Here is a 16,597-nt window from a genome sequence, read left to right on the forward strand (position 1 = left end):
ATTACTTGGAGGTCCCAAACTTCTTACCTACATAATCTACGGGCCATGGTGCTTAGTTGAATTGAAACTAATCATTTATGGAAAAAATTACCCCATGCGTTCTATTCTCAAAAACGAATAAACGTACTTATTTAAATCTTACGTTTTCTTTCCTTTTGGCTGTACTTTCTTTTAAGTCTGCAGAGGCTAAAAACCTTAATGCTACAAAAGGAAAAAATCAAACCGAATCGGTTAGTTCTAATCTATCCAATGGCACCACTTATGACGGATGTCCTCTGTTGGCTACACGAGAGTTACGAACTACAGATTTTGGTTTTGCCGATGGTGTTACCGATGGTAGTTTAAACGCGTCCAACGTTGATTTAAGTTCAAAATGGGGTTTGCCTGCGGGAAGCATATTAGTAACTGTAGAAGGTGCCAGTTCTAAAAGTACCCTGCAACTTTTTGAAGTGAATCAAAATCTTCCTGCTACTTTTCGTTTTTCTGGTTCGGTACCAGTTATGATTGTTGCCGAGCATTCCGCAAGGGTAGATTCGAATCATAGGGACGGTATTAGGGCTTTGGATGGAACAACTTACGTGCAAACCGCACCTCTACCTGCTGGTATAATTTCTGGTCAGTCCGGCAATGAATACTACGTGGAAAATACGACCGCTTCTCCAATTTATGGTCCTAATAGGTTTTCATGGGAGTCCCAATCACCGGTAACGGATATTGAGTTTTACACAACGTCCAGTTTTCCTATCAATGGTATTCGCGTTTGGGTAACCCCAATCGTTTGTGTAGATACAGACGGCGATGGGGTAAATGACAATGTAGATTTGGATGATGACAATGATGGTATTCTAGATGCTGTAGAGGACCCAAATCTTGACGGGGATAATGATCCATTGACCAACCCTTTGGACTCGGATGGTGATGGGTTCCCTAATCATTTGGATATTGACTCGGACAATGATGGAATTCCAGACAACGTAGAGGGTCAGTCTACAAACGGTTATATTGCGCCTAATAATGATGATGCTCAGACCTATTTAGATAACAATGGGGTGAACACTGCTTATCCATCGGGAATCACTCCCGTAAATACGGACAGTGATAATCTAGAGGATTATTTAGATGCCGATAGCGATAATGATACAGTACCGGATAACAATGAGGGTAATGACTTTAATTTTGACGGTCTGCCCAATCAAGTGGCTACAGGCTTGGATTCTGATGGGGACGGCCTGGACGATGCTTTTGAAGGTTCGGATGTAAATGACGGATTTGATGTAAACGACGAAATTGATGATCCCGCCAATGATCTGCCTGATACGGATGGTACAGGAGATGTGAACTATAGGGATTTTGATGATGATGGAGACGGAATTGATACCCCGGACGAAGATGCCAATGGAGATGGAAACCCTACCAATGATGATACAGATGGTGATGGTACACCGGATTATTTAGACCCTAATGATGACAATGATAAGGATACGGATGGTGACGGTGTTCCTGATTCAGTAGATTTGGACGATGATAATGATGGTATTCTTGACACGGTGGAAGATCCTAATTTAGACGGGGATAATGACCCATTAACCAATCCTCTGGATACAGATGGTGATGGTTACCCTAATCACTTGGATATAGACTCGGACAACGATGGAATTCCAGATAATGTTGAGGCACAAACAACAGACGGTTATATAGCACCAAACGAAGATGATGAAGCTACCTATCTTGAAAATGACGGTTTGAATTCCGCTTACCCTGAGGGATTAAATCCTGTAAATACGGATGGGGAAGATACCCAAGACTATATTGACCTGGATAGTGACAATGACTCGGTTCCGGATAATAATGAAGGCAATGATTTTAATTTTGACGGAATTCCGGACCAAGAATACACAGGTGTAGATACGGACGGTGATGGTCTTGATGATGGCTACGAAGGTGCAGATGTAAATGATGGCTTTGATGTAAATGATGAAATTAACGATCCTGCCAACGATTTGCCTGATACTGATGGTACTGAAGATGTTAATTACCGTGATTTTGACGATGATGGTGATGGTATTGATACCCCGGACGAAGATGGCGATGGTGATGGTGACCCTACCAACGACGATTCTGATGAGGACGGTACACCTGATTATTTGGACCCGGACAGTAGCCCTAATCCAGATACCGATACGGATGGTGACGGAGTGCCGGATAGTGTAGATTTGGATGATGATAATGATGGAATTTTAGATACCGTGGAAGACCCAAATTGGGACGGCGATAACAATCCAAATACGGAGCCTTGGGATACAGATGAGGATGGATATCCGGATCATTTGGATATTGATTCCGATAATGATGGAATTCCGGACAATGTAGAAGCACAGACAACTGATGGCTATATTGCACCAAACAATGATGATGAAGCTACCTATGCGGAAAATAATGGGGTAAATTCAGCCTATCCAAACGGTTTAACTCCTGTAAATACTGATGGTGCGGATACGGAAGACTACAGGGATCTGGACAGTGATAACGATATGGTGCCAGATAATAATGAAGGCAACGATTTTAACTTTGACGGTATTCCTGACCAAGAATTTTTGGGAGAGGATTCGGACGGAGATGGATTGGATGATGGTTATGAGGGGAGTGATATCTATGACGGGTTTGATGTAAACGATGAGATAGATGACCCCGCTAATGATTTACCGGATACAGATGGTACGGAAGATGTAAACTATCGTGATTTTGATGATGATGGTGATGGTATTGATACGCCTAATGAGGATTTGAACAATGATGGGGACCCTACTAATGATGATGGTGATAATGATGGAACACCTTCTTATCTAGATCCAACGGAAACAACGGAAATTGTAGTAATGCAGATGGTAACTCCAAATGGGGATGGTAAGAATGAATTCCTATGGATTGAAAATGTAGATAAGGCCTTGAACAATTCGTTGAAGATTTTCAACAGATGGGGTGTAGAAGTTTATGCAGGAGAAGACTATAACAATCAAAACAATGTATTTGATGGTCGTTCCAAAGGTAGAAGTACGGTAAGTGTTGGAGACTACCTTCCCGCGGGAGTATATTTTTATATCTTTGATTACAACACTGTAGATAATAGAAATGTAACGGACAGAGGTTACATATATATTAGCAAATAATCCAGTAAGGACCTATGACGATCAACAAGAGTCTTTTAGCTTCTCTATTTTTATTATTGATTTTTTGGAGTGAAGGAACTGCTCAGCAAGATGCGCAGTATACACAATACATGTTCAATACCATGAGCGTAAACCCTGCCTATGCGGGATCAAGGGGACAATTAAGTGCTGCTGCTCTTTACCGTTCCCAGTGGGTAGGGGTAGACGGGGCACCGGAAACTTTTACTCTAAACCTGCACTCTCCAATTAGGAACAGTAGGGTAGGATATGGCTTATCTGTCGTAAATGACAAAATTGGCGAAGGAACCATTCAAGAAACCTATATTGACGCCCTTGTTTCGTATACTATTGATGTTTCGCTAAAGGGGAAAATGTCTTTTGGCCTAAAATTGGGAGGTAATATGCTCAATTTGGACTTTGAACAATTAAGACAACGTCCAGGATTTGAGGAAGCTACCAACACAGATAATATTGAGAACAAGTTTTCGCCCAATTTTGGTTTAGGGCTCTATTATCATACGGATAAATTTTATGCAGGTCTTTCGGCACCTAACCTTTTAGAGACTGAACATTTTGATGACGGTTCAAATGATGCCAATGATGTTGATTTTCTTTCTCAGGACAGAATTAATTTCTATTTAATTACAGGCTACGTTTTTGATTTGAACGATAATCTGAAATTTAAACCTGCGCTTTTAAGTAAAATGGTGAGTGGGGCACCGTTACAGTTAGACGTTTCCGCCAATTTCCTCTTTGCCGAAAAGTTCTCATTAGGTGCTGCCTACCGTTGGGATGCGGCTGTGAGTGGCTTGGCAGGTTTTCAGATTACCGATCAAATTTTATTGGGCCTGGCGTACGATGCAGAAACTACTTCTTTAGGAGATACTCAATTCAATAGCGGGTCTTTTGAGATTTTTTTAAGATGGGAATTGGTTAAATCATTTGAAAAATTAGTATCCCCACGTTTCTTCTAAATAGATACTTTACCATGATTAAAAAAATACAAATAGTAATCGTATTGTTTCTCTTGGGGGCGACGACCCACGGCTATGGCCAAGAAAAACCGGATCGTTTGGTTACCAAGGCAAATGAAAAGTATGAAGAGTATTCCTTTAGACCGGCAATCGATATCTATGAAAAAGTATTGCAACGGGGATACGCATCTGCAGACTTGCTAAAAAAGTTGGGTAACGCATACTATTTTAATGCGGATTATTCCAAAGCTGCCAATACGTATGAGAAATTGGTCAATGATTATAAGGAAGAAACAAGCCCTGAATATTATTTTAGGTATGCCCAAACCTTAAAAACACTTCAGCAATATGATAAGTCCAATGAAGTGATGTCCCAGTTCTTGGAGGCAACAGGAGAGGACGTAAGGGCATCTACCTATAATCAAGAACGTAATTACCTAAATGAGATAAAAAAGAATTCGGGTAGATTTAATGTGGCTCCGTTTAGGTATAATTCACCCTATTCAGATTTTGCCCCTACTTTTTACAAGGAAGGTTTGATTTTTTCATCCGATAGGGATACAGGTAACTTTGCTAGATACCGCCACACTTGGAATTCCAAAGATTTCTTGGATTTGTACAAGGTAAATGCAGATAGTATCTCCAACAATTTAGTTATAAAATTAGGAGACCATGTGAATACAAGATTGCATGAATCTACCTCTGCCACTACAAAAGATGCTTCCGTTCTTTATTTCACAAGAAATAATTATAAAGAGGGTAAATATGTAAAGGATAGTAAAGGTATTGTCCGTTTAAAGGTCTATAGGGCTACCAAAAATGATGAAGGCTTGTGGTCCAATATCGAGTCCCTCCCTTTTAACAGTGATGATTATTCAGTGGCACATCCGGCATTGAGTCCGGATGAAAAAACATTGTACTTTGCTTCCGATATGCCTGGTTCCTTGGGTGAATCGGATATTTTCAAAGTATCCATCAATGAGGATGGAACCTTTGGGACCCCTCAAAATTTAGGTAGCACCATAAATACGGAAGCTAGGGAAACATTTCCATTTGTAACTTCGGAAGAGGTGCTATATTTCTCGTCGGATGGTCACCCTGGTCTTGGTGGTTTGGACATTTTCGGCACAAAAATATCTGAAAATAAATGGGATGGTATAGTCATGAATGTGGGTGAACCCGTTAATGGTAGAATGGATGACTTTACCTTTATTTTTAATGAAGATACTCGTGAGGGGTATTTTGCATCTAATCGTTCTGAGGGCCTTGGGGCAGATGATATTTATTCATTTGTAGAAACAAAACCTTTAGTTCTAGACTGTAGACAGCCCGTAAATGGAATTGTGAGGGACAAGATTTCCAATGAGGTGTTGGTAGGTGCCACGGTTAAGGTAATTGATGAAAACAATACCGAAATTCTATCCGCCATTACAGATCAGGATGGAAAATATGAACTATTGGTAGATTGTAATCAGGGCAATTTTATTAGGGCCAGTACCGAAGGTTATATTCCTGCGGAGGAGTACTTGGGGAAATCAGATGGAAACCCTAAAACCATTGATTTTTACTTGGAAAGAAACACGGTAAGTGCAGGATTTGGTGATGATTTGGCAAAGTTACTTCAACTAAGTACCATCTATTTTGATTTTGATAAATACAATATTAGAAAGGATTCTGAAATAGAGGTGGAAAAGGTGATTGCGGCCATGGAGAAATACCCAAGTTTAAAAATCAAGGTCAATAGCCATACAGATAGTAGAGGCAAGGACTCCTACAACCTTTGGTTGTCTCAAAAACGAGCGGAATCTACCATTAATTATATGATTAAAAAGGGAATTGCTAAAGAGCGGTTGCAGAGTGAAGGTTATGGGGAAACCAAATTACTTAACAACTGTGATGATGGTGTAAAATGTACAGAGGAGCAGCATCAATTCAATAGACGTTCTGAGTTTATTATTACGGAGTAAAATCTTATTTATTTTTAAGTTCTGATGTAGGCGACCTTTGGGTCGCCTTTTTCATTTATAGATGCCAAACATCGGTTATTGAGCGGATTGTAATAAGAAAATACCTTTTCACAACAAAAGTTTATTCTTTAATAAAAGTAGGAATATATTTACTTTTAATTAAAGAAATATGTCTTGAGGATTAATTTAAGTTATATTATTTGCATAGTGTTCTTTGCGATTGCGCCATATGCTTTAGCACAAGATACTTTTTTAGATACCTTCTCCACGGTTTCTTATTCCAATAATGATGGTACCCAAAATTGGTCCACCAATTGGGTAGAAGCCAATGATACAGACCTTGGACCTGCGGCACAGTACATTGCCATCAATTCTGGTCAACTTACCTTTCAATATATATTTAATGAGTTTATTTACAGGGAAGCTAATCTATCTGCCTATACTTCTGCAACCCTTTCTTTTGATTATACATCCAATAGTCTAGGCGGTACCCAACAGTTTGGTGTGTATATGTCCAATAATGGTGGTGCTAATTTTACGTTGGTTGGTGCAGTTTCTGGTAGCGGTACCTTTACCTTGGATATATCCGGTTATATAGCTCCTAATACCATGGTGGCTTTTAGTAAAACAACGGACAATTGGGCGGCGGATGATTCTGCCCAAATTGATAACGTTCAAATTACGGCAAGTGCTAATCCATATTTAAATATTGAGGATGTTGCAGTTGATGAAAATTCCGGCAATCTTACTTTTACGGTATCCCAACAGGGAGCAGCGGCCTCTGGTTCTTACACCGTCAATTACACCACCGTGGATGGAACTGCCCTAGCGGGTTCAGACTATGTGGCAACAAACGGAACTCTTACTTTTAATGGAACTTTAGGTGAGTCGCAAACGGTGTCCGTTCCCATTACAAATGATGGGGTAATAGAAGCTGATGAAACTTTTTCGTTGAGCCTAACCGCTGTTAGTGACCCAAGTGTTGATATTTCGGATACGGCTACAGGCACTATCAATTCTCAAATACCTTTTGATCAACCATTGGTTTTGTTCGATCAATTTGCCGGCTATGTAGACTATACTTCCACAGCTGGAACGTTCAGAACTTTAGACAATAATACAGATCCCTGTGCCGTGGCAACAACTTCAAGTAATACATTGTTCAGTGCTGTTCCGGCAACGGCAAGTATTCAGAAAGCCTATCTATATTGGGCACATTCAAGTTATGTTCTAGATGATACCGTTACTTTTGAAGGACAAACGGTCACTGCCGAGCGAATTTATGAAGCAGGACTTGATTTTAATGGTAACACCTTAACACATTTTGGATATGTGGGAGATGTGACCTCTATCATCAATAATATTGGGGTGGCCAATTTAGGAACCACCACTTTTGACGTTAGTGATTTGGATATCAACTCCGGTTCTCCCTATTGCGATACGGCTACGGTAATGGCAGGGTGGTCACTCATGATATTTTACGAAGATTCCTCCCTTCCAGCATCCAATATTAATTTGTATGAAGGTTTTGATGGTTTGAGTAACGCAAGTAGTTCCTTTACCTTAGATTCCTTCTTTGCCATTGCAGGAACAGGCGCAAAAGCATCTTTTTTGTCTTGGGAAGGTGATGCAACACTAGATGGTAGTAGTGCTGGTACCACGAATCCCAATGGTGAAAGTTTATCTATCACCAATCAGGCAAATTTTACTTTTACATTATCAGGGGATGGAGGTCAAACAGGCAATAACGCTTATAACTCCACTGCCTTTGATAATACCCAAACGCCAAATATAAATGATGCTACCCTTTATGGTTTGGATTGGGATACTTTTGATATTGCCACGTATATAGCTCCAACGGATACACAAGTTACTGCGAATGTTGATGTAGGACAAGATTATGTAATTTCTAACGCAGTGCTTATTAAGGTTCCCTCCAATTTGGTTACGGGATACGTTTTCGAGGACATAAATTACCCCGGAGGCCCAGGTAGGAATAGGGCCAATGCCTCAGGACTACCTGTGGAGGGAGCTACTGTGGAGCTTTATAACTCATTGGGAATATTATTCAATACCACCACCACAGATAAAAATGGGCAGTATATTTTTGGAGGAATGGCAGATGGCAATTATACGGTTAGAGTTGTAAATGAAACGGTACGTTCCTCTCGAGGTGGAGGGGATACCTGTACCGGTTGTTATGGGGTACAGACATTTAGAAGTTTTCATAACGGTGCCAATATCGTAGATGAAACCAACGAAGTAGGAGGTGCCGATCCTTCAGCACAAGATGTTGCCGCCGGTACTTTAATAGGGGCCCAGTCAACGTCTACAGTTACCTTGGCAAGTAATGGTATCGTAGGTATTGATTTTGGTTATAATTTTAATACGATTGTAAATACCAATGAAAGTGGCCAAGGTTCTTTAGAACAATTTGTGATCAACAGTAATAATCTGGACCAGATAGGTTTGGATATTGAGGCCAATTCTATTTTTGATCCAGTTGCAGGTGAAGACACCTCCATTTTTATGATTCCCCCAAGCGGCGATAGTTTGGGAAGGACCGCAGATGGGAACTATAATGGTAGCTATTTTGATATTTTTATAAATAATACCTACGTGCCAACGTCAATAACGGACACAAACACCGTTATAGACGGCAGAACACAAACCGCATATTCAGGAGATACCAATGCTGGTAATATTGGTGGGGGAACTGTAGGAACCAGTGCTATTTCATTGCCTGCGTATGAATTGCCCGAAATTCAAATTCACAGGAATGCCGGGGATGTCCTAAAAATAAACGCAGCAAACACAGTGGTAAGAAATATAGCGGTGTATGCAAATAACAATGCTGCGGTTAGAGTAAATGGTGGAAGTGTTTCCATACTGGAGAATCTTTTAGGAGTGAATGCTGCGGGTAGTTCCTCTGGTAATATTGATTTTGGTATTGAAAATAGAGGAGGCAATATTTTGGCCGATTCAAATTATATTGCCCACAATACGGATGCCGGCATTTATATTAATGGAGGCACCAGCTCCGTAATTTCAAATAATCATCTGTTCTCCAATGGTGCTACCTCTTGTGATGATAATATCATTATTAATGGAGGCAGTGGTATTGTAATACAGCAGAACCTAATAGAGAATGCTGGGTCTATTGGAATAGATGCGGCCTCTTCTGCGGGTAATTTAGTGATAACAGAAAATACCATAACCGGTTCTGGGCGTATAGGAGGAAATTGTGGTACGGAACCGGAACAAATGGGAATTGAGTTAGCGGGAAGTAACTCTCAAATAACCAATAATAGTATTCATACCAACGCTGGCCCCGGTTTGACAACCACCGGAACGGGAACTGGAAATCTAATTAGTCAAAATTCTTTTTACAACAATGGTACTGCGGTCCCCGCATTGGGAATTGACCTTTCCGGAGATGGCGTTACGGTTAACGATATGAACGATTCCGATTCAGGCTCCAATGATTTATTGAATTTCCCTATTCTTTCTGCTGCCTATCAATCAGGTAATAATTTAGTGGTAATGGGGTGGGCCAGACCTGGGGCTACTTTAGAGTTCTATTTTACGGATGTAAATGAGGGCACCGCTATATCCGGTGACAATACGCTTGGACTGACTAAAGATTATGGCGAAGGTCAAACATATATTGGTACCGTAACAGAAGGTTCTGCCAATGATCAAGACACCTCGGTTTCCTCCTATATAATTTTTGATGGACATTCAGATAATAGTAATAGGTTTAAAATTACATTGCCCTTTCCATCGGGAACGGAATTGGGTAATTTAATCACTGCAACAGCAACTTTATCTAACTCCACATCGGAATTTTCACCTATAGTTGAAGTTAGGGTTCCAACCGTAATTACCAATAGAAGAATAACTTACAGGGTTGACAAAAACTAAAGATTCTTCCTACATTATTTTTTTAGGACTTTAGATTGCGTGCCACTAAATTTCATCGGTTGATGCCATAATTAAGGTTTTTCACAACAAAATTTTTAAAGCAAAGAATTCATAATCCTATTTTGGGCTTTTTCTCACTAAGTGCGGTGAGCCTAATTCTGATTGAATGAAGTTCTTACAATTTCTTTTTATCTTCTTTTTATCCTTACAGGGATTCCAATGTTTGGCACAAGAAACTTATTTGGATCGGTTCAATACTGTTTCCTATGCTAACAACAATGGTTCCCAAAACTTTAGCAGTAACTGGATAGAGACGGGTGATACTAATAATGGTCCTAATAGTCAGTATGTTAGAATTACCGGAAATAGACTGGAACTATATTATCTCTATTCCGAAACTATACGGAGGACCGCAAACTTAACCGGTGCCTCTTCTGCTATACTCTCTTTTGATTGGCAGTCCGTAAGTTTGGGTGGAGGCAGGGATTTGGCGGTACAGGTATCCAATAATGGAGGCGCTTCTTACACCACCATTGCTACCATTACGGGGAATACCAATGGAAACTTTACACAAGATATTTCAGGGTTTATATCTAATAATACTACCATACGGTTTATCAAATCCTTCTATAATTGGCGAAGCAATGATTATGCTTATATTGATAATTTTCAAATTACTGCCACATTTCCGGCACCTATACCGGTAATTGAGGTAGATGATGTTTCTGTGAATGAAAATGATGGTTCGGTTTCTTTTACGGTAAATCATACGGGCACCAATGCCGGAAGTCCGTTTTCTGTAAATTATCAATTGGTAGATGGTTCGGCAAATGCAGGGAGTGATTATAGTAATTCAACTGGGGTGCTCAATTTTAATGGTACTGCTGGAGACTCTGAAATTGTTACAGTCTCCATTTTAGATGATTCAGTAATTGAAAATCCGGAGGAATTCATGCTGCAATTTACAGTAGTTACCGATCCTTCCGTAGATATTTCGGATACGGCCACAGCCACAATTATTGATGACGATGCATTGATTATGACCAATGGACAATCCGTTACCACTTGCAGCGATACATTTTTTGATCCGGGCGGACTCAATAATTATAATAATAATGAAGATATTGTTTACACTATTTGCCCAGATACGGCAGATACATATCTAAATATTGACTTTACCAGTTTTGAGGTGGTTTCCGGAGATGTACTTTATATCTATGATGGCAACTCTACTTCTGGAAATTTAATTGGCCAATATGATAGTTCTAATGTGCCTACCAGTATTAATTCCAATGCAGCGAACGGTTGTCTAACGTTTAGATTTGTCTCTAACGGAAGTTCAACTGGAGCCGGATGGGAAGCTGAGGTAAACTGCTTTCCCGAGGGGCCGATAATTATTATTGATGATATCTCTTTTGATGAAGATGTTGGAAATGCAGTATTTACCGTAAGATCCACTAGGGCTGCCCATGGTAGGAATATTTTTCTCTTTGGTTTTGTAGAGGAGCCTTTTACAGTAGATTTTCAAACGGTGGATGGGACAGCAACGGCAGGTTCAGATTATACAAACTCTTCCGGTACCCTTACCTTTACAGGTGAATTGAATAATATACAGACCATTTCCGTTCCTATAGCTAACGATGGAATTCCTGAGTTGGCAGAAAGTTTTACCATTGAATTTACCGATGCCGAAGCAGATTACGCCCAAGTAAATTATAATGATATAGGTACTGGAACCATTAATTCCCAAATTTTGGCCAATGACCCCTTGACCCTATTTCAGGAATTTGATGGTTATTATGACTATTCAACCACCGGAGGTACTCTTAGAACCAGTCCAAATGGGGGAGACCCTTGTGCAATTACCACTACTTCTAGCAATAGTTTAGTTTCCCCTGTTCCCGCTACCGCCAGTGTAGAAAGGGCTTATCTCTACTGGTCGCATTCCAGCACGGTTAGGGATGCAGATGTTACTTTTGAAGGACAGAGCGTTTCGGCAAACTTGCTGTATCAAACTTCCTTAGGGAATAGGAATTTTTATGGATATGTAAGTGACGTAACGGCCATAGTACAGGGAGTAACCAATTTGAGTTCCAATATATTTGACTTTAGTGACCTCGACATAAATAATACAGGAGATTATTGCAGCACAAGTACTGTATTGGGGGGCTGGGCCCTAATGGTTTTCTATGAAGATCGTTCATTGCCTGCGGTTAATATAAACCTTTATCAAGGATTTGACGGATTGAGCAATGAAGGAACTAGCTTTACATTGGATTCTTTTTATGCGATTTCCGGAACAGGAGCCAAAGCTACCTTTTTGTCTTGGGAAGGTGACCCGGATTTAACGGGAGCGAGTTCTGGCTCAACAAACCCTGAGGAGCTATCGATTACAAATCAAAGAAATCAGAATAACATATTGTCAGGTGATGGCGGGCAACCAGGTAATAACTCGTATAACTCAACTATTTATGATAATACGGTAGGTCCCGTATATAATAATACAGCCACCTACGGATTGGATTTGGATACCTATGATATTTCTTCTTACATACAACCTGCTGATAGTGAAGTAACTGCCAACGTGGATGTTGGACAGGATTTTGTGATATCAGCCGCGGTAGTCTTAAAAGTGCCATCAAATCTTATTGCGGGTAGGGTATTTGAAGATGTCAATTACCCGGGTGGTTTAGGTCGGGATAGGGTTACGGCAAATGGAACCGGTATAACTGGAGCAGTGGTGGAGCTCTTTGAAAGTAATGGTACATTTATTCAAAGAAAAAATACGGCTGCCAATGGAAGCTATTCCTTTGGAGGTATGGCAGATGGGGATTATTATATTAAAGTGGTCAGTTCAACAGTAAGATCTACTAGGGATAATGGAGCAAATTGCTCTTCTTGCTACCCAGTTCAAACGTTTAGGGCAGAGCTGGCTACGGACGGTAACTATAATGAAATTAGAAACGAAGTAGGAGGCACAGATCCAGCTGCTTTTCAAGATGTGGCATTGGGTGTATTCAGTAATGCACAGAGTATTTCACCAGTTACAGTGGAGGGTAATGGCGTAGTAGATATCGATTTTGGGTTTAATTTTAATACTATTGTTAATACCAATGAACTCGGTCAGGGCTCATTAGAGCAGTTTATTCGAAATAGCAATACCCTAGGAGAAACGGGATTGGACATTGAGCCGAATGCTATTTTTGACCCATTAACTGGGGAAGACACATCCATTTTTATGATTCCACCTACAGGGGATGCCTTAGGAAGAACTGCGGATGCCAATTACCAACCAGCAGGTTATTTTGACATCCACATTGACAATAGCAATACATTAACGGATGTTACCGGAACAAATACGGTCATCGATGGAAGAACACAAACCGCTTATTCGAGTGATTCCAATTCTGGTTTGTTAGGTTCAGGTGGTACTGGAGTAGGGGTCAGCAATGCTATTTTACCAAATTACGAACGTCCAGAAATTCAAGTTCACAGAAACGGGGGCGATTTGTTAGACCTAAACGGCCCTAATGTTACCGTAAGAAATCTTTCTGTGTATGCCAACAACAATGCGGGTATAAGAATTTTAGGGGGAACTGCAACAGTATCATCTAACCTTTTGGGAGTTAACGCACTAGGCATAGCATCTGGAAATATTAATTTCGGAATAGAGCAGACTAGTGGTGAGGCCATAATTGAGGGCAATTTTATTTCTTCTAATACAAATGCTGGAATATTGATTAATGGCGGTAATGCAACCCGAGTAGAATTAAATCATTTGATTGCTAATGGTAATACGGCCTGTGATGGTAATATTCTAATTTCTGGTGGGAGCAATGTCCAAATTGAAGAAAATTTAATGGAAGATGCTGCGGCTGCTGCTATCCATATTGATGGTGTTGATGATGTAATCATTACAAATAATTCCATTAGTGATTCTGGCCAAAACGGAGCAAATTGCACAGGTTTTTATAAAGGCATGGGTATTTATTTGGATGCTAGCGGAAGTATAATTTCACAAAACGTCATATTTTCCAATGGAAGCCAAGGTATTGCAGCTATCTCTGGAAACAACAATACATTTAGTCAAAACTCCATCTACGCTAATGGTACCAACATACAGAGTTTAGGAATTGATTTAAACCATGACGGAGTTACCCTTAACGATAATGGAGATGTAGATAGCGGTCCAAATGATCTATTGAATTTTCCGGTTATTTCTGGCGCCTACATTAGTGGTTCCTTTTTAATAGTTGAAGGCTGGAGTAGGCCTGGAGCTACCATAGAAGTCTTTCTAACGGATGTTAGTGAAGGTACGGCCGCTACTGGAGACAATAGGTTAGGCTTGTCTACTGATTATGGGGAAGGACAACTTTATTTAGGAACTTTTTTCGAAGGAAGTACCAATGATTTCAATTCTCAAATTAATTCCTATTTGGATGAAGATGGAAATACGGACAATACCAACAAATTCAAATTTAGAATGCCCCTACCTTCAGGAGCAGCCTTTGGAAAATTTGTGACTGCGACTGCAACTGTTTCCAATACAACTTCAGAATTCTCACCTGAAAGTATTATACGAGCGTACACCATTATTACTAACAGAAGAATCACTTACAGGGTCAAACGAAATTAAACGTTTTTACAACTAAATCAGTCTTTTGACAAAAGGATTTTTACTATAACGATTTCGTAAATTTTATCACTTGCTGTACTTTTTTTTATCCGATTTTACTTACAGTTTATCTGGTGTAAACCATTGATATTCTTAGGCTAATCGATGAGTGGATTTAATAAAACTTCATCTTTTTACCCCTTTACATAAGAAAATTGGTGTTACACAACAATTATTTTCAAGCGCGTTTCTTAAGGGTAATTTTGTAAAGTGCAATTATGCCTTTTTCACAACTTTGGCTAATGCACGTCCCAAACATGAAAATTTAACCGAAAGTAATTAGGTAATACCTAAATGGCCAATGGATTTAGAAACGTACATTTTCTACTCTCTTACCCAAGTATTTCAATTACAAGTTACTCGGTTAAATCGTCAGTATAACTATTGTGAAACGCGATTTTAACTAACCATAGTTCGATCAAGTTACAACTTGAACCTACAACATAGAGTAAAGTAATGGTCATGAAGAAACTAATACTAGCATTATTGCTTTTAACCTCAATTGGGGCAGTTGCTCAAACAACGGTTACATTGGAAGACCAATGTAATTGCGAGGTATTAAGTGGAACGGATGTAACCGCACCTTGAATGACAACACCTGTGGGAGCAGATGTGGGTGACGTTTATGTAAACACAGATACAGGAACTATTTATTTTTGGGATGGGGATTCTTGGGAACTTACTTCTTCTGATGACCAACAGTTGCAGGCCTTTACTTTTGATAATACCACCGGCGAACTTAGTCTAACTCTTGAGAATGGAGGTACGGCCAGTGTTTTTTTACCAATTGAAACCATTACCACCTTATCAAACACGTTACCAATAGGAAATGCTATTGGAGAATATGAAAATGAAAATGGAGATGTTGTTATTATTAATGAGACGATAACAACAATATCTGATACGGGCGATGGAAACGTGACTTTCACCAATGAAGAAGGAAACAGTATTACGGTAGCAAAGTCCGACATCACCGATTTGGGCGGCGGACTTTACCAGTTCACCAACGGCGATGGAACTGACGTGACGATTGATACCAACGGAATGTCCATCAGCAACGTAATTGTCGGTAACCGCATCGCTACGGTAACCAAGGCAGATGGAACCACAACTGATATTGATGAAACAATAACTAGCATTACAGATAACGGCGATGGTAACGTAACCCTTGTCAACGAGGCAGGAAACAGCATCACCGTAGCCAAGTCCGATATCATCGATTTGGGTGGCGGACTTTACCAGTTCACCAACGGTGATGGAACTGACGTGACGATTGACACCAACGGTATGTCCATCAGCAACGTGATTGCTGGTAACCGCATCGCCACGGTAACCGAGGCGGACGGAACTACAACCGATGTAAACGAAACTATTACTGATATCACCGGGACTTCCAACAGCGGCAATGAAATAGGTGTCTACCAAAAGGAGGACGGAACCACAGTATCTATTCAGGAAAGTATTGTAAATATTACCGACAATGGTGACGGTAACGTGACCCTGGTCAACGAGGCAGGAAACAGTATTACGGTAGCCAAGTCGGATATTACCGATTTAGGCGGCGGACTTTACCAGTTCACCAACGGCGACGGTACGGATGTAACCATCGATACCAACGGGATGTCCATCAGCAATGTGATTGCCGGTAACCGAATCGCCACAGTGACCGAAGCGGACGGAACCACTACTGACATTGATGAAACAATTACAAGTATTACCGATAACGGCGACGGAAATGTAACCTTCACTAACGAAGCTGGAAACAGCATCACCGTAGCCAAGTCCGATATTACCGATTTGGGTGGCGGACTTTACCAGTTCACCAATGGGGACGGTACGGACGTGACCATCGATACCAACGGCATGTCCATCAGCAACGTTATTGCGGGT

General features: G+C 40.3%; 6 protein-coding genes and 1 pseudogene. All 7 read left to right on the top strand.

The features are described 5' to 3' along the window. The first annotated feature begins 77 nt into the window (after window positions 1-77). The gene (locus tag BIZ36_RS13885; RefSeq protein ID WP_187458505.1) at window positions 78-3,167 is read left to right on the top strand and encodes a T9SS type B sorting domain-containing protein; all 3,090 of its coding nucleotides are present in this window, start codon (window positions 78-80) and stop codon (window positions 3,165-3,167) included. A 14-nt stretch (window positions 3,168-3,181) separates the two neighbouring features. Continuing rightward, window positions 3,182-4,141: a PorP/SprF family type IX secretion system membrane protein gene (locus tag BIZ36_RS13890; protein ID WP_187458506.1), complete on the top strand. Its 960-nt coding sequence runs from the start codon at window positions 3,182-3,184 to the stop codon at window positions 4,139-4,141. Window positions 4,142-4,155: 14 nt separating this feature from the next. Continuing rightward, the gene (locus BIZ36_RS13895) at window positions 4,156-6,108 is read left to right on the top strand and encodes an OmpA family protein (RefSeq protein WP_187458507.1); all 1,953 of its coding nucleotides are present in this window, start codon (window positions 4,156-4,158) and stop codon (window positions 6,106-6,108) included. A 174-nt stretch (window positions 6,109-6,282) separates the two neighbouring features. Then, the gene (locus tag BIZ36_RS13900; RefSeq protein ID WP_222937397.1) at window positions 6,283-10,032 is read left to right on the top strand and encodes a Calx-beta domain-containing protein; all 3,750 of its coding nucleotides are present in this window, start codon (window positions 6,283-6,285) and stop codon (window positions 10,030-10,032) included. Between the two features lie 166 nt (window positions 10,033-10,198). Then, a complete protein-coding gene (locus tag BIZ36_RS13905; protein WP_187458508.1) occupies window positions 10,199-14,668 on the top strand; it encodes a Calx-beta domain-containing protein in 4,470 nt (1,489 codons plus the stop codon). 501 nt (window positions 14,669-15,169) lie between these two features. Next, window positions 15,170-15,295: a hypothetical protein gene (locus tag BIZ36_RS21155; protein WP_286174792.1), complete on the top strand. Its 126-nt coding sequence runs from the start codon at window positions 15,170-15,172 to the stop codon at window positions 15,293-15,295. Next, a pseudogene (locus BIZ36_RS13910) lies at window positions 15,296-16,597 on the top strand (hypothetical protein); the annotation flags it as partial.

It is taken from the genome of Cytophaga sp. FL35 (genome assembly GCF_014349235.1).
Classification (GTDB): Bacteria; Bacteroidota; Bacteroidia; order Flavobacteriales; family Flavobacteriaceae; genus Euzebyella.

What these genes read in the sequence shown, in the direction of transcription:
- BIZ36_RS13885 (WP_187458505.1), top strand. Translation starts at nt 78, where the DNA reads ATGGAAAAAATTACCCCATGCGTTCTATTCTCAAAAACGAATAAACGT.
- BIZ36_RS13890 (WP_187458506.1), top strand. Translation starts at nt 3,182, where the DNA reads ATGACGATCAACAAGAGTCTTTTAGCTTCTCTATTTTTATTATTGATT.
- BIZ36_RS13895 (WP_187458507.1), top strand. Translation starts at nt 4,156, where the DNA reads ATGATTAAAAAAATACAAATAGTAATCGTATTGTTTCTCTTGGGGGCG.
- BIZ36_RS13905 (WP_187458508.1), top strand. Translation starts at nt 10,199, where the DNA reads ATGAAGTTCTTACAATTTCTTTTTATCTTCTTTTTATCCTTACAGGGA.
- BIZ36_RS21155 (WP_286174792.1), top strand. Translation starts at nt 15,170, where the DNA reads ATGAAGAAACTAATACTAGCATTATTGCTTTTAACCTCAATTGGGGCA.